General features: G+C 62.5%; 14 protein-coding genes and 1 pseudogene. 5 read left to right on the top strand and 10 right to left on the bottom strand.

Going from position 1 to position 13,946, the window contains the following annotated elements; translation table 11 throughout:
* Positions 1 to 846: 846 nt before the first annotated feature.
* The 4 genes from QZ964_RS18040 to QZ964_RS18055 form a co-directional block, all read right to left on the bottom strand.
* Positions 847 to 1,995, bottom strand: a complete 1,149-nt coding sequence (locus QZ964_RS18040) for a M6 family metalloprotease domain-containing protein (RefSeq protein WP_292533279.1) — start codon at positions 1,993 to 1,995, stop codon at positions 847 to 849.
* Positions 1,996 to 2,479: 484 nt separating this feature from the next.
* Positions 2,480 to 3,256, bottom strand: coding sequence for a 1-acyl-sn-glycerol-3-phosphate acyltransferase (locus QZ964_RS18045; RefSeq protein ID WP_292533281.1), 777 nt, complete (start codon positions 3,254 to 3,256; stop codon positions 2,480 to 2,482).
* Positions 3,257 to 3,303: 47 nt separating this feature from the next.
* Positions 3,304 to 4,449 (bottom strand): PHB depolymerase family esterase, encoded by a 1,146-nt coding sequence (locus tag QZ964_RS18050; RefSeq protein ID WP_292533283.1) that lies wholly within the window; start codon positions 4,447 to 4,449, stop codon positions 3,304 to 3,306.
* Between the two features lie 31 nt (positions 4,450 to 4,480).
* On the bottom strand, positions 4,481 to 4,903 hold the full coding sequence (locus tag QZ964_RS18055; protein WP_292533284.1) for a CopG family transcriptional regulator: 423 nt from the start codon (positions 4,901 to 4,903) through the stop codon (positions 4,481 to 4,483).
* Between the two features lie 219 nt (positions 4,904 to 5,122).
* Here QZ964_RS18055 and QZ964_RS18060 point away from each other — a divergent pair, with 219 nt between their 5' ends.
* The 3 genes from QZ964_RS18060 to QZ964_RS18070 all read left to right on the top strand — a co-directional run bounded on the left by QZ964_RS18060 (position 5,123) and on the right by QZ964_RS18070 (position 7,309).
* Positions 5,123 to 5,674: an SRPBCC family protein gene (locus QZ964_RS18060; protein WP_292533286.1), complete on the top strand. Its 552-nt coding sequence runs from the start codon at positions 5,123 to 5,125 to the stop codon at positions 5,672 to 5,674.
* Between the two features lie 10 nt (positions 5,675 to 5,684).
* Complete coding sequence (locus QZ964_RS18065) at positions 5,685 to 6,254, top strand: SRPBCC family protein (RefSeq protein WP_292533287.1); 570 nt, start codon at positions 5,685 to 5,687, stop codon at positions 6,252 to 6,254.
* 119 nt (positions 6,255 to 6,373) lie between these two features.
* Positions 6,374 to 7,309: a YncE family protein gene (locus QZ964_RS18070; protein ID WP_292533338.1), complete on the top strand. Its 936-nt coding sequence runs from the start codon at positions 6,374 to 6,376 to the stop codon at positions 7,307 to 7,309.
* 6 nt (positions 7,310 to 7,315) lie between these two features.
* On the opposite strand, the pseudogene QZ964_RS18075 reads toward QZ964_RS18070, so the two are convergent.
* Positions 7,316 to 8,513 (bottom strand): annotated as a pseudogene (locus QZ964_RS18075) (FAD-dependent oxidoreductase).
* 135 nt (positions 8,514 to 8,648) lie between these two features.
* Here QZ964_RS18075 and QZ964_RS18080 point away from each other — a divergent pair.
* Positions 8,649 to 9,056: an NADH:ubiquinone oxidoreductase subunit NDUFA12 gene (locus QZ964_RS18080; protein WP_292533289.1), complete on the top strand. Its 408-nt coding sequence runs from the start codon at positions 8,649 to 8,651 to the stop codon at positions 9,054 to 9,056.
* A gap of 88 nt (positions 9,057 to 9,144) precedes the next feature.
* Complete coding sequence (locus tag QZ964_RS18085; protein WP_292533290.1) at positions 9,145 to 9,882, top strand: DUF2155 domain-containing protein; 738 nt, start codon at positions 9,145 to 9,147, stop codon at positions 9,880 to 9,882.
* Here the strand turns inward: QZ964_RS18085 and aat are convergent.
* From aat to QZ964_RS18110, 5 genes are all read right to left on the bottom strand, one after another.
* Entirely contained in the window at positions 9,879 to 10,547 is a 669-nt protein-coding gene (gene aat / locus QZ964_RS18090) for a leucyl/phenylalanyl-tRNA--protein transferase (RefSeq protein ID WP_292533340.1), read from the bottom strand. The two genes, QZ964_RS18085 and aat, sit on opposite strands and share 4 nt — an antisense overlap.
* Positions 10,548 to 10,689: 142 nt before the next feature.
* Complete coding sequence (gene accC, locus QZ964_RS18095) at positions 10,690 to 12,048, bottom strand: acetyl-CoA carboxylase biotin carboxylase subunit (RefSeq protein WP_292533292.1); 1,359 nt, start codon at positions 12,046 to 12,048, stop codon at positions 10,690 to 10,692.
* 13 nt (positions 12,049 to 12,061) lie between these two features.
* Positions 12,062 to 12,592, bottom strand: coding sequence for an acetyl-CoA carboxylase biotin carboxyl carrier protein (gene accB / locus QZ964_RS18100; protein ID WP_292533293.1), 531 nt, complete (start codon positions 12,590 to 12,592; stop codon positions 12,062 to 12,064).
* A 7-nt stretch (positions 12,593 to 12,599) separates the two neighbouring features.
* Positions 12,600 to 13,043 carry a type II 3-dehydroquinate dehydratase gene (gene aroQ / locus QZ964_RS18105; RefSeq protein WP_292533295.1) on the bottom strand — a complete coding sequence of 148 codons (444 nt, stop codon included), beginning with the start codon at positions 13,041 to 13,043 and terminating at the stop codon, positions 12,600 to 12,602.
* A 90-nt stretch (positions 13,044 to 13,133) separates the two neighbouring features.
* On the bottom strand, positions 13,134 to 13,895 hold the full coding sequence (locus QZ964_RS18110; RefSeq protein WP_292533297.1) for a DsbA family protein: 762 nt from the start codon (positions 13,893 to 13,895) through the stop codon (positions 13,134 to 13,136).
* Positions 13,896 to 13,946 lie beyond the last annotated feature (51 nt).

Raw genomic sequence — 13,946 nt, forward strand, 5'->3', positions numbered from 1 at the left:
AATCCTACGATGATATCGTCGATCACTGCTGTGATGCGTGGAACAGCCTCGTCGAACAACCCTGGCGCATAATGTCCATCGGGCTGCGCGAATGGGCCTATCGGTTCTAATCAACGCGGGTTGGTATAAGCATCGAAACTGGAGCCGAGTTATATGGCAAATGAATGATTCTTCAAATGGCATTTCATTGGCGCTGACGGGCCAGTTGAAATGGATGATTTTCGAGGCGGAAAGATCAGATATTCTGGGCTGAGATATGGAGGCTCTTCTAGGCTAGTTTATTGGAGTTCAATTCAATTCTATCTAAGGAAAAAAGTTGCCGAACTTTTCTCTAAGGTTGAGTGCGCGATTCAGCCATATCCGTCAAACTTGCGAGCAACAGGGCTCACGGAGTGTCACTCCATAATTTCCGGCTTTGCGGGAGCCATCAGAAACAAAGCCATTGAACGAGATCACATCCTCAGAGGCGACGGCACAAATTTTCCAGCGCATGATGAGAGTCATTATTGGAAGGGAGCAAACAACGCAGCGATTGCACGTCACCTCGTTGGGCTGTGTATGACGTATTGCAATGCTCCCGAGCAGCCATCCTCTTTGAAGCAGTTTGAGACTTTCCTTCGCGAACACAAGGAATCGCTTGCGCTCGCGGGAGCCGGAATCGCAGGCTTGGTCGCGACTGGTCGGTTCTTGGGACTTATCTAACAAGCCAACAGAACAGGACCCACCAGTGCGCCTATGGCAGTCCTCGTCCTTCGAGACGCCGCCTTCGGCGGCTCCTCAATAAGAGGACTGCTTGCTGGCGCGGGATGAATGTTTGCAGTATGCGAATAGCCGCTCCATCCTTCGCTATTCAATCGTCACGTTTACTTTCATTGTTTCTCCGCCGGCGTTTCCCAAAACGTCAATCGTGATTCCTGTCCACTTCCCGTCAGGAAGGGCCAGGGCCGGCTTGGTCGTCTTGCCTATTTTGCGTCTTGCGCCTTGTGGGTAGAGGTCTTCCGGGTCTCCGCGATTTCCCTGCCCGAAGACTTTCGCCAAGTCGCGCTGACCGTCCGCCTGCATCAATTCGATCGCGAGGCGCTCCTCGTCATTCACATTGTCGATCCGTTCGTCGACCACGTAGACGGCGAGCCCTTCGCTAGGCGCGTAGGTATCCTGTCCCCGTCTGCGGCGATACTCGACAACGACATATTGCTCTTCGGCCATGGTGCTTGGGTTCCGCAGATAAAGCATCGATCCGCCTTCGGCGGCTGGCTTCAATTCGATGTTTTTCGTCGTCCGGGTTATCAGCTGCGACGTGATCCAACCGTGAAACATTCGAAGCATTCCATTAGGAAGAGTCGGTGTCAGACCATTATTTCCCCATGATCCGGACGCCATCAGGCAATAGTTGCCTAAGCCGCTGGACTGCATGTGTTGGAGGCGGCCTGTGTCATAGAAATCGGCCCAGCGTGCGGCTAGATGCCCCCATTCATGCGCACAAACGCCCATGTTACAATCCTCAGGCACCGTCAGGTATGTTCGCACTTTAAGGTTGGGACCGACTTTCACGTCGTCTGGGATAATCCATTTGTGGCTCCAGATGTCGTCGCGGCTCAGCGTCTGCTCGGCGCCGCCGCCGGCGTGAATGATGAAGAGAGCCGTCACGATTTTCTCGCCGAGAGCGTCGTAGGGCGTAAAGTCGACGCCGAGATTCTGAGCCGCCACGACCGCGTCCCGCGCCATGCCCGCCGCGTTACGTGGGAAGTTGTTGCCCATTCCAGATTCGCCGTTTGCGTAGAATGCGAGAGTCTGAGGCAGGCGCAACCATCCGAATACGCTGCCCTGAATGTCGATTCCTTTCTGGTTCGCTTCATCCCAGTTGCTAATCTTCCGATAATATTCTCGCATGCTGCCCGTTGGAAACACGCCGTTCTCGCTGAAGAGCATTTGCTCGAAGAATGCCGGAGTACGATTCTGGTCATGTGGGCGATCCGCAAAATCGACGAGCAACACGAGAGTGCGAATGACTCCATTGAGATTTTTTTCGGTCGGTCGATCAACTGCGGAGCGGTGCTGGGCGCTGAATGCACCGCGCCATCATCAAGGCCGACGACATTTTCCCCGCGTCGTCCCGATCGCCAGACCTGATAATATTCGTCGAAGGTTAGATCGGCCGGCAAGCGCCGGGCCGTCTTGAGTTCGAGATAGCGCGCGTAAAGCTGAGCCAGTGCGTCTGGTGACGGCGGCACGCGGCACAAACATTTTCCGCAAAAGAAATTACGAATGGGATTAATGGAAATAGGCATTGCGCTCTCCGTATCTTCAAATGAAATGAAAAAGATCGCATTAGGCTGCAACAAAATGCCGGTGCTGGCAAGATGGAACATGGAATACAAATTTGAGTCGAGATATTGCGGCGCAGCGTGTCATGATTCGATTTCTCTACGCTGCCCTAGCCCATCGTCTCGCGGTGCTTTTTGGGGCGGGTTCGTCGATCTCATTCTGGTCTTCCGGGAAGATGCCCGCTTGGTTGCAGTGACGCGAGCAACTCCTGCACCCTCGCCCGCGTCTCCACAGCGAGCATCTTGCGTTTCTTGCCAGTTGTCTGGATCGGATCGCCGAAGATAATCTGACACTGCGCGTCGCCGCGCTTCATCAGGCTCCATAGATGCGGCAAAAACGTCATGTCGCCGTACCAGCCGACATCGATCCGGCGCGCGCCGTCGGAATAGGCGATCGCGACCGGCGCCAGCGTCGGCGCCTCGCCGCATGCGGCCATCATTTCCAGCGGCGCGAAATGCGTCGAGCGAAACGGCAGAACATCGGCGCCGCCGCTCGACGTGCCTTCGGGAAAGACGACGAGATCGCCGCCCGCGCGCATAGCGTCAGCGAGCGCGTCATTGACGCGCGCGACATCCTGCCTCAACCCGCGTTCGACGAAGACCGTGCCTTGCAGCCGCGCCAGCAGTCCGAGCACGGGCCAGCTCGCCACTTCGCGCTTCGCCAGAAAGACGAAAGGGTAGAGGCTCGCGAGCGCAATAATGTCGGTCCAGGACACATGGTTCGCGACCACGAAGCGCGGGGCGTTTGAGGGCAGGGCGCCCTGCGCCTCGACCCTTATCCCGATGACGGCGCAGATCGCGCGGCAGAAGCGCGTCTGGATCGTGTGCTTAATCGGCCAGCCGCGCCGGCGCGCCAGCGCCTGCAGTGGAACCAGAAAGACGAAAGCGCCCGTCAGCGTGAAGGCGAAGGCGAGCGCGCGCAGATAGAGCATGGCGCGCTGATGCAGCGCCTCTAAGACGGGCGTGTGACAGCGCGTCGCTACTGCGCCTGCGGATGCGAAAGGAAGAACCGCACCATTTCGCGCGATGCTTCGGGACCGTGTCGATCGGCGAAGGAGCCGTCGGGATTGCCGCCCGACCAAGCGTGGCCGAGCCCCTCGACAGTCCAATGCTCCAACTGCGGTATGCCGCGCGAATCTGCGATGAGGGTGCGGCTGTAATTGCGGCCGCCGGCCGATCCGGTCTCGCGCGTTTCACGCGCGAGCGCTACGGCAAGATCGAGGCGAGCCCTCGCGACGATCGTTTCCGCGTTGGTCGGATGCACCTTCTGATCGGCTTCTCCATGGAAAACGATGGTCCGCACGCGATCGTCAGACATGGCCATGCGCGCTGCGCCGAGACCGGCATTGCCGCCCATCGCCGCGAAGGCGGAGGCGACGTCGCTCGCCGAGCCATGCGCGAGGCCGGAATGTATGCCCACCCCGGCGTAGAGCTCCGGATAGGTCGCGGCCATGGTCGCCGCCATGGCGCCGCCGGCCGACAATCCCGCCACATAGACGCGCGCCTCGTCGACGCGCCACTCCGCCATGACGGCGCGCGTCAGGCCGGCGATGAGGCTGGGTTCGCCCTTCTCACGCGCCTGATCAGCAGGGTTGAACCAGTTCCAGCAGCCCATCTGATTGGCCTGGGTGGACTGCGCGGGGTAGGCGACCAGAAATCCGTGTTCTTCGGCAAGCTCATTCATCCGCGAGCCGACGGCGAAGTCGTCCGGGTTCTGCGTGCAGCCGTGAAGCATCACGATCAAAGGGCGTTTGCTGTCTCTAACGCCGTTGGGCGCATAGACCTTATAGTCGCGGGCGCCGGCCGGGCCGACATAGCTGCGCGACACATAGGCAGCGCCTGGCGGAACGTCGATTTGCGGAGCTTTCCGCAGGGCGACAAGCGCGCCGTTTTGATCGAGGCCCGGAAGGCCGGCATGGCGCAGCAGCTCCACTGTCTCGCCGAGCGGGCGGCGCAGATGGAAGGTTGGGGGATGCGGCTCGGCGTGCGCGGCCGGTTCCGGCGCTGGCGCCGTTGCGCCGCCCGCTCTCAGCGCGCGCATCAGCACGCGCGTCGCTTCCGTTAGATTTTGCTCGCGCGTCAATTGCGTCGCCCTGTTCAAGGCGCTCGTCAGGATGTTTTTCATTTTGTCTACGCCTCGCGGGAGAGTGGGAAGGTCAACTGATGCGATCGTGGAGCGCCGCCTTGACGGATTTGCTCGCTTGAAGCGCGCCGAGCACGCTGATGGATTCGATGGTCTCGCGCGCCAGTTCCGGCGTGACGTCTTCGGCGATTGACGCCAGTCCAAGGACCTGGATGCGCAGTCTGCGGCCCGCCGCCTTCACCGCCTCGAGGTCTTCGCGGCTGTAGTGGCGTAAGCCGAGCTCCAGCGTGTTGCGCACGATGGACTGTTTGACCGCGTCCGAATGCGCGCCGAGCTGATTGCGGATTGCGGTGCGGATGAAGTCGGTGCGGTTGGAGTAGAAGCCCTCGCGCACCAAGAGATCGATATGGCCAAGATCGACGTATCCGAGATTGATCGTGATTTTCTCGGCCTCTGGCGGCTTTTCTCGCAATTTGTAGATGTCCGCCAAATCCATCCCTCCATCATCTGTGTGGATGGTATATGGATGGTCAACGTGTCGGCTGCAAGTGGCATGCGGAACAACTTTTGTGGCGATGGTCGAACCGGTTACCGGCGCCGACGCGGCCGAGTTCTCGCCTCGCCGCGCAACCCTTGACGCCGCCGCTTCAGGCGCCCTTATGTGCGGCCTGCCGCCTCAGAGGGCGGCCAAGGTCAGGATTCTCGGGAGAACCTTATGACGTTTGTGCTTGCGCGCCGCGCATGTGTCGTTGCGGCCCTGTCGCTTCTTTCCGCCGGGCTGCTCGCCTGGCCAGCGCTGGCCCACGGCCCGTCGCGCCAGAAGGTCGTCGAAAAGATCGAAATCGACGCCCCGGCCGCGAAGGTCTGGGAGATCGTCGGCAATTTCCAGGATCTGAACTGGCATCCCGGGGTCGCCAAGACCGAAGGGACGGGCGGCAACGCCGTCGACGCCAAGCGCAAGCTGACCTTGAAGAACGGCGGCGTCATCGACGAGACGCTGACGAAATACGACGCCGAGGGCAAGTCGCTGAGCTACAAGATCGACGTCGTCGACGTGAAAGTGCTGCCGGTCAATAATTACGCTGCGACGATCAGCGTGAAGGAAGACGGCGGCAAGAGCGTCGTCGAATGGAAGGGCGCGTTCTATCGCGGCTTCATGAACAATGATCCGCCGCCGGAGCTTTCCGACGAGGCTGGGGTGAAGGCCGTGACCGACATTTACAAATCAGGCCTCGCCGCGTTGAAGGCCAAGGCGGAGGGCAAGTAAGCGCCGCGCCATGCTCAAGGCACTGGTCAAAATCGCCCTGACGCGCCGGCGCTTTCTTGGCGGCGCGGCGGGGCTCGCTGCGTTCCTGCCGATTGCCGCATTTGCGGCGCATGGCGCTTCGCCGTTGAAGGTGGTCGAGACGGCGATCGTCAATGCGCCGCCAGATAAGGTTTGGGCGGTGATCAGCGACTTCGCCCACGCCGGCTGGTTGCCGGGCGTCGTCGGCGTCGAAGCATCGGGCGGCGATGTTCCCGATCAAGCGCGGCGCAGGCTTATCATGGCCGACGGCGGCGTCATCGATGAGCTGCTGACCAAGCGCGACGCCGAGCGCATGATGCTTGGCGTGCATCGCGAAGGCGATGACGTGAAGCGGTTGCCCGCGACGAATTACACCGCCTTGATCACCGTGCGGCCGGCTGAGAACGGCAAGGCGCAAGTCGAGTGGAAGGCGCGCTTCTACCGCGGCCATCCGACGAACGATCCGCCGCCGGAACTCAATGACGAGGTCGCCATCGCGGCGGTGACGGCGCTGGAGCGCGCCTGTCTCGCGGCGTTAAGGGCGAAGGTGGAGGGGCGATGAGGCTTCAACGCGTCATGCCTGCGTTTGTCGCGGGCATCCACGCCAAGACGACGCGACGCGTCGCAGGAAAAGGGGCCAACCGCTTCGCGCGCGCGTGGATGGTCGGGACAAGCCCGGCCATGACGGCGGGATTGTTTCTCGCCATTGCCTTCCTCGCTCCCCCTGCCATCGCCGACGAAGCCTTCGTCACCGCGCAAGGAGCCGACGCGCTGTCGATCGTCGATCTTTCCAAAATGGAGACCGTGGCGACGCTGCCGATCGGCGGCAAGCCGGCGGGAATCGCCGTGTCGCGCGACGGCGCGCGCGCCTTCGTCACCAGTCCCGAGGGCAAGTTTCTCACCGTAATCGACGCCGCGACGCGCAGAATCGAGAAACGCATTCCGGTCGAAGGCGGACCGCTCGGCGTCGCCGCGAGCCCGGACGGCAAGCGCGTCTATGTCGCCGATCTCTACGGCCGGCGCCTTGTCGAGATTGACCTCGCAAGCGGCGCGCAGCGCAGCGTCGGCGTCGGCGCAATGGCGTCTGGCGTGGCGGTCGCGCCCGACGGCAAGACAATCGTCGTCGCCGATCGCGACGACAATGCACTTTCCTTGATCGACGCGGCGACATTTTCTCGGGTGGCGACGGCGCCCGTCGGCAAACATCCTTTTGGCGTGGCGATCGACGCTTCTGGCGCGCGCGCCTATTCCGCCAATGTCGAATCGGACGACGTTAGCGTCGTCGATCTCGCCCGGCGCAAGGTCGTCGCGACGCTCAAATGCGGCAGCAGGCCTTACACCGTGGCGCTCGCCAAGGGCCGCGTCTTCGTCGCCAATCAGCACGGCGACAGCGTCAGCGTCTTCGACGCGGAGACGCTGGCGCCGGTGGAGACTCTGAAAGTCGGCGAATATCCGGAAGGTCTCGCCGCGAGCGCAGACGGCGCGCGCGTCTATGTCGCCAATTGGTTCTCGAACGAGCTCTGGGCGCTCGACGCGCAAACGCTGAAAGTCCTCGGCAAGGCCGAAACCGGCGACGGGCCGCGCGCCTTCGGCGCCTTTATTCGCGACGCCGAGTGAAGCGCGTCACGTTTCGATGTGTTCCGGCCGCACGCCGAGCCCCATGAGTCGCGCCGGCAGACGGCGCAGCAGCGGCATGGCGTTGAGCAGCCGCAGCGCCAGCGGCGCCTCAGCCGCGAGCACGCTGCGCACAACGCGATTTTGGATGAAGAGCTGAATCGCCTGCGTGACGCGCGTCGGAAATTCCCGTCGCCGCTGCACCACGGCTACATCCGCATCGCTCAGCGAATTGCCGCGCAGCTTCGCGCCGAGGAGATTGGCGGCGGCGACGGCGTCCTGGATCGCAAGATTCACGCCGACCCCGCCGACCGGCGACATGGCGTGGGCGGCGTCGCCGATGCAGAGCAGTCCCGGCCGGCTCCACTTCTTGAGGCGATTGACCTGGACGGTGAGCAGGCTCACGTTGGTCCAATCCTTGAGCGTATCGACGCGGTCGGCGAGGAAGGGCGTCAGACGCGCGATCGACTCGCGAAAGGCGTCGATGCCTTTCTGGCGCAATTCTTCGGCGCCGCCTTTGGGGATGACGCAGCCGCATTGCCAATAGGCGCCGCGGTCGATCATCGCCAGCATGCGGCCGGGCGCGATGCGGCCGAAGCTTTCGTCCGGGTCGCTGTCCTTGCGCGGAAGCTTGAACCAAAAAAACATCCATCGGCGCACCGAGGTCCTTGACCGGAAGTCTGGCTTCGTCGCGCATGTGCGAGGTGCGCCCGTCGGCGGCGATGACGAGTGAGGCCTCTATCTTTATTTCTCCTTCGGCGCCTGTGGCGGAGACGCCGCAGACGCGGTCGCCGTCCAACAGGAGCCGCTCGCCGGCGGTTCGCATCAACAGCCGGAAATTGGGCAGCGTCCGCGCATGTTCGGCGATGAAGTCGAGAAAATCCCATTGCGGCATGAAGGCGACAAAATTGCACCTTCCGGGCAGGCTCGAGAAATCGGCGACCTTGTATCGACGATCGCCGATCCAGGCCGAAAGCTCATAGGCCTTATGGTGCGGCAGGCGCAGGAATTCATCGAGCAGCCCGAGTTCGTCCATGATCCGCAGCGTCGAGGGGTGAATCGTGTCGCCGCGAAAGTCGCGCAGAAAATCCGCGTGTTTTTCAAGCACGATTACATCGACGCCGGCGCGGGCCAGGAGAAACCCCGCCACCAGTCCGGCGGGACCGCCGCCGATGAGGCAACATTGGGCCGAAAGAGTAGCCGACATTCAGTCCTCCGTTTCTGCCCCGGCAGGCGCGAGCGCGGGCGAATTCGATCCGAATCGTCGCGGGGTTGCGGCGACGCTGGACATTGACGCCATCAGACGCAATAAGGGGCCACAAAATTCGGGGACTCCAAATACATGTCCTACATCGTTCGCTTCTTCACCTGGTGGAACCAGGCCACGCTCAGCACCGGCCTGTGGACGCTGCTTTACGGCGAGCGCGTCGGCGAAGACGAGTTCGGCAATGTTTATTACCGCCGCCGCGGCGGCAAGATCGATCCGGCGCTGGGGTTCGAACGGCGCTGGGTGATCTACAAGGGCTATTGCGAGGGCTCGGCGACGCCGCCAGGATGGTACGGCTGGCTGCACCACACGGTGGACACGCCGCCGACGGAAGAGTCCTACCGGTCGCGCCAATGGGAGCTGCCGTATCAGGAAAATCTGACGGGAACGCCGCAGGCCTATCGGCCGCCGGGCTCCCAGCTCGCGTTGGGCGAGCGTCCGCCTGCCGGCGGCGATTACGCGGCTTGGCGGCCTGAAGGCTGAGCGGCGCGGTTTCCATGGAAACGCCTTTGTTGCCTGTTCTGGTCGCCCGCCTGTTGTCCGGGCCGGCGGAGAACCATGCGGTGAACGGATGAAGTTGCCCCTGTCCCTGGCGCCGGCGGCCCTCGGCGCGTGGGCGCTTTTTGCGGCCGACGCGTCAGCCGATCCGATCCGCCATCCGACCGCGGTCTTTGCCGGTCTCGACAAGACCACCGGCCGTATCATCAATTTCGACGTCGCCATAGACGAAACCGTGCAGTTCGGGGCGCTGCAAGTGACGCCGCGCCTGTGCAACACAAGGCCGCAGACCGAAACGCCGCAAACGACAAGCTTTGTCGAGGTCGACGAACTCGTTCTCAAGTCGGAGCGTGGGGCCGATCTAAGGCCGGATGCCGTCAAGACCGACGCAAAGCAGGACGCCAAGCGCATTTTCTCGGGTTGGATGTTCGCTGCGAGCCCCGGCCTCCACGGCGTCGAACACCCGGTCTATGACGTGTGGCTCGTCGACTGCAAAGGCGGCAAGGAGACCGCAGCGCCGCCCGCGGAGGCGACAACGGCGCCGGCGCCTGCAGCCCCGGCCACCGAGGCTGAGGCGACGACTCCCCCCGAAGGCAAGAAGCGGCGCTCCCGCCGGGTCGAGCCGACGGCGCCGCCACCGATGGAAAATCAGCCCATCGGACCCGCCGATCAGGCCGCGCCAGTCCCCATCGACCCCGAAGCGGCGGCTCCGCCGGAGCAGGCTCCGGCCCCAGCTGCGCCCTCTCGACGGAAGAAGCGGCGCGGCGAACAGCCGGCGCCGCCTGTGCCGCCGAGCAATGTGCCGTTCTAGTTTTCCAGCGCGGCCAGCGCCTGTGTCCCGGTTATGCGGGCGGTTCTTGGCCACACATAGAAGTTGGCGTTCGCCGCCAGCGCCTGTTCGAGGGCGCTATGATATGCGTCGCGCGAAATCTCGATCGCGCCGAGCGAGGCGAGATGCGGGGTAATGAATTGCGTATCGAGCAGCCGGAAGCCGGCGGTTCGCAGCCGGGCGACGAGGTGGGTGAGCGCCACCTTTGAGGCGTCGCGCTCCAGATGGAACATGCTTTCGCCGAAAAAGGCGCTTTCCAAAGTGACGCCATATAATCCTCCGACCAGGCGGCCGTCGCGTCGGCACTCCACGGTATGTGCGTAGCCGAGATCGAACAATTCGCGATAGAGCCGGCGGATTTCGGCGTTGATCCAGGTGCGCTCCCGGCGGAAGGATGGCGCGGCGCAGGCGTCGATCACCGCGTCGAAGTCGCGATCGACATCGACCTCAAATCGATCGGACCTTACGGTCTTGGCCAGGGAGCGCGATACGGCGAAGCCATCGAGCGGAAAAATCGCGCGCCGCTCCGGATCGACCCAGTAGAGCTGATCGTCCTCGGCGCTCTCGGCCATCGGAAAAAGTCCGATGGAATAAGCTCTTAGCAGAAGATGCGGGGTGATCGCATAGGGGGCGTTGAGGCGCGACATGTCTTCAAGGATAGCGGCGCGAGAAGGCTGCGCCACCCTTCGAGGCCGACTTTCTATCGGGAAGCCAAATTATTTTGGTCGTACGGTTGAGCTTCGCTCCGCGCCATTCGATAAAGGCGTCGCCGACTTGGTCGTCGTTAACTCAAAAGCCTGGCTCGATGCCGCCCGTCGCCAAAAAATGCTCCAGCCAATGAATGTCGTAGATGCCGTTCTGTACGTCGGCGTTGCGCACCAGCGTTCGAAACAGCGGAAGCGTGGTGTCGATGCCGTCGACGATGAATTCGTCGAGCGCGCGACGCAACCGCATCAGCGCCTCGGTCCGGTTGCGCCCGTGAACAATGAGCTTGCCGATAAGCGAGTCGTAATTCGACGGGATGACATAGCCCTGATAGACCGCCGAATCGACGCGAACCCCGACACCGCCTGGCGGATGATAGTAGGCGATGCGCCCGGGCGAAGGCCGGAAGCTGACGGGGTGCTCGGCGTTGACCCGGCACTCGATGGCGTGGCCGTAGAACCAAATGTCTTCCTGGCGTAACGAGAGCGGAGAACCGGCCGCCACTCTGATCTGTTCGCAGACGAGATCGACGCCGGTGATCGACTCGGTCACCGGATGCTCGACCTGAATGCGCGTATTCATCTCGATGAAGTAGAATTCGCCGTTTTCGTAAAGAAACTCGATTGTGCCGGCGCCGGCGTATTGCATGTCGCGCATGGCGCGCGCGCAGATCTCGCCGATCTCCATGCGCTGCGCGTCATTGAGCGCCGGCGACGGGCTTTCCTCCCAGATCTTCTGGTGACGACGCTGAAGCGAGCAGTCGCGTTCGCCAAGGTGCACGGCTTGGCCCCTGCCGTCGCCGAAGATCTGAATCTCGATATGACGCGGCTTATCGAGAAATTTTTCAATGTAGACCGTGTCGTCGCCGAAGGCGGCCTTCGCCTCGGTGCGCGCGGTGGCGATGGCGATCGCAAGGTCGTGCGCGTCGCGCGCCGTTTTCATGCCGCGGCCGCCGCCGCCGGACGCCGCCTTCACCAGAACCGGAAAGCCGATCCTTTCGGCGACCTTCAGCGCTTCCTTCTCGCTGAGGATCGGCCCCTCGGACCCGGGCACGCAGGGGATGCCAAGCTTCTTCGCCGTCGCCTTGGCCTCGATCTTGTCGCCCATCAGACGGATGTGCTCTGACTTCGGACCGATGAAGGTGATGTTGTGCTCTTCGAGAATCTCGGCGAAGCGCGCGTTCTCCGAAAGAAAGCCGTAGCCCGGATGCACGGCGTCCGCGCCTGTGATTTCGCAGGCGGAGAGCAGGGCGGGAATATTGAGATAGGAATCGCGCGCCGGCGCCGGTCCGATGCAGACCGACTCGTCCGCCAGCTTGACGTGCATGGCGTCGGCGTCGGCGGTGGAATGGACGGCGACCGTCGCAACGCCCAATTCCTTGGCCGCCCGCAGGATGCGCAGCGCGATTTCGCCGCGGTTGGCGATGAGGATCTTGTCGAACATTTCCTGACGCCGCCTACTCGATCACCAGGAGAGGTTCGCCATATTCGACAGGCTGGCCATCTTCGATCAGTATGGCCGTCACAACGCCTGACTTCGTGGCGACGATGTCGTTGAACGTCTTCATCGCCTCGATCAGCAACAGCTTATCGCCAACCGAAACGCGCGCGCCGATCTCGATGAAAGGCTTGGCGTCCGGATTCGGCCGCAGGTAGGCGGTGCCGACCATAGGCGACTTCACCGCGTCGACGAATTCGGCGGGCTCCGCTGGGGCCGAGGCAGGCGAGGCCGCTGACTTTGGCGTCGGCGGCAAAGCCGTATGGAGGGGCTGAACCAGCGGCGGCGGCGCAGCGACCACGCTCGCGGCGGCGGGCATGCGCGCCGCGCGGATGCGCAGATCGCCTTTTTCCACCTCGAATTCGGTCAGATCGCTGCCGGCGACAAGTTCGGCGATCGTGCGCAGCAGGTCCGCATCGATCGCGGTGGCGCTTGCTGGCACCGGCCTGCGGGAGGGAGTGGTTCGAGGCGGTTGAGCTTTGCGCGCCATAAGTGGTTCAGCTCTTTCTCAGTTCGTTTTCAAAGACAGCTTCGAGGGCAAGGATATAGGAGAGCGGTCCAAACCCCGCGATCACGCCGCGCGCCGCGGGCGAGATGAAGGAGCGGCTGCGAAAGCTTTCGCGGGCATGCACATTCGAAAGGTGCACTTCGATGACGACGGCGTCCGCGCCTTTGATGGCGTCATGGAGCGCGATCGACGTGTGGGTCAACGCGCCGGCGTTCAAGATGACCGGCGCGCCGGCGCCGCCAGCCTCGTGAATCCAGTCGACGAGATCGCCCTCGTGGTTGGACTGCCGGAAGACGAGCGAGACGCCCCGTTCCGCGCAACGCTTCTCCAGCATTGCGTGGATGTCGTCGAGAGTCGCCGTTCCATATATCGCTGGCTCACGCCTGCCGAGAAGATTGAGATTGGGTCCGTTAAGCACATGGACGGCTGACATAGCGCTTCCGAAACGTTCCCAAAAAATCTCAAGGGCGGCAGGCCGTCTCTCTTAGCCTTATTGACGCCGCAAAGGAAGCCCGTCGCCCGGCTAGCATACGGTCTTGCCGCATTTGCGCATGCTGTCGATTTTGGCTTTCAGCTGGGCGTAGGGCACGCCACCGATGATCGCTTCCTTGCCGATCACCCAGGCCGGCGTCCCGTCGAATCGCAGATCATCCGCCAGCGACGCCACTTCCTTCAATGCGGCCTTCGTCTCCGCGCTGGACATGTCCTTCTCGATGCGACCCATGTCGGCGCCGACCTCCTTTGCCGCCGCCAAAGCCTGTTGCTTGCCGATGTGGCCGCGCGTCGAAAGCAGCTTGCGGTGGAAATCCCAGAATTTCTGGCTGTCGAGCTGCATGCGCGCAGCGGTCGCCACCTGGGCCGCCTCGACCGAGTCCGGCCCAAGGACCGGGAAATCCTTCAGCACCACGCGAAGCTTGGGATCCGCTTCGATCAGCTTGGCGACCGAATTCATGGACTGCTTGCAGTAGCCGCAGTTGTAGTCGAAGAACTCGACGAGCGTGACGTCGCCGCTGGGATTGCCCACGACCGCCTGGTTGGGCGAGTTCACAATTTTGTCGCCATGCTGGTTGACGGCCTTTTCGCGCGTTGCGGCCTCGGCGACCTTTTCGCGTTTTCCGAGCTCGTCAATCGCGTCTTTGATCACCTCCGGATTGGAAATGAGATAGTCATGCACGACTTTCTCAATCGCGACCTTTTGCGGGCCAGACAATTCCTCTGCGAAAGCCGGCGTGGTCGCCCCGATGGCGAGAAGCGCGCCGGCGGCGAGCGAGCTAAACAACTTCATTGCGTTCTCCTTTGCGCGACAGCGCGTCTGTGTCGGGCGCCCTACGCTTGG

It is taken from the genome of Methylocystis sp. (assembly GCF_021731785.1).
Classification (GTDB): domain Bacteria; phylum Pseudomonadota; class Alphaproteobacteria; order Rhizobiales; family Beijerinckiaceae; genus Methylocystis.

What these genes read in the sequence shown, in the direction of transcription:
- QZ964_RS18045 (WP_292533281.1), bottom strand. Translation starts at nt 3,256, where the DNA reads ATGCTCTATCTGCGCGCGCTCGCCTTCGCCTTCACGCTGACGGGCGCT.
- QZ964_RS18050 (WP_292533283.1), bottom strand. Translation starts at nt 4,449, where the DNA reads ATGAAAAACATCCTGACGAGCGCCTTGAACAGGGCGACGCAATTGACG.
- QZ964_RS18055 (WP_292533284.1), bottom strand. Translation starts at nt 4,903, where the DNA reads ATGGATTTGGCGGACATCTACAAATTGCGAGAAAAGCCGCCAGAGGCC.
- QZ964_RS18060 (WP_292533286.1), top strand. Translation starts at nt 5,123, where the DNA reads ATGACGTTTGTGCTTGCGCGCCGCGCATGTGTCGTTGCGGCCCTGTCG.
- QZ964_RS18065 (WP_292533287.1), top strand. Translation starts at nt 5,685, where the DNA reads ATGCTCAAGGCACTGGTCAAAATCGCCCTGACGCGCCGGCGCTTTCTT.
- QZ964_RS18070 (WP_292533338.1), top strand. Translation starts at nt 6,374, where the DNA reads ATGACGGCGGGATTGTTTCTCGCCATTGCCTTCCTCGCTCCCCCTGCC.
- QZ964_RS18080 (WP_292533289.1), top strand. Translation starts at nt 8,649, where the DNA reads ATGTCCTACATCGTTCGCTTCTTCACCTGGTGGAACCAGGCCACGCTC.
- QZ964_RS18085 (WP_292533290.1), top strand. Translation starts at nt 9,145, where the DNA reads ATGAAGTTGCCCCTGTCCCTGGCGCCGGCGGCCCTCGGCGCGTGGGCG.
- aat (WP_292533340.1), bottom strand. Translation starts at nt 10,547, where the DNA reads ATGTCGCGCCTCAACGCCCCCTATGCGATCACCCCGCATCTTCTGCTA.
- accC (WP_292533292.1), bottom strand. Translation starts at nt 12,048, where the DNA reads ATGTTCGACAAGATCCTCATCGCCAACCGCGGCGAAATCGCGCTGCGC.
- accB (WP_292533293.1), bottom strand. Translation starts at nt 12,592, where the DNA reads ATGGCGCGCAAAGCTCAACCGCCTCGAACCACTCCCTCCCGCAGGCCG.
- aroQ (WP_292533295.1), bottom strand. Translation starts at nt 13,043, where the DNA reads ATGTCAGCCGTCCATGTGCTTAACGGACCCAATCTCAATCTTCTCGGC.
- QZ964_RS18110 (WP_292533297.1), bottom strand. Translation starts at nt 13,895, where the DNA reads ATGAAGTTGTTTAGCTCGCTCGCCGCCGGCGCGCTTCTCGCCATCGGG.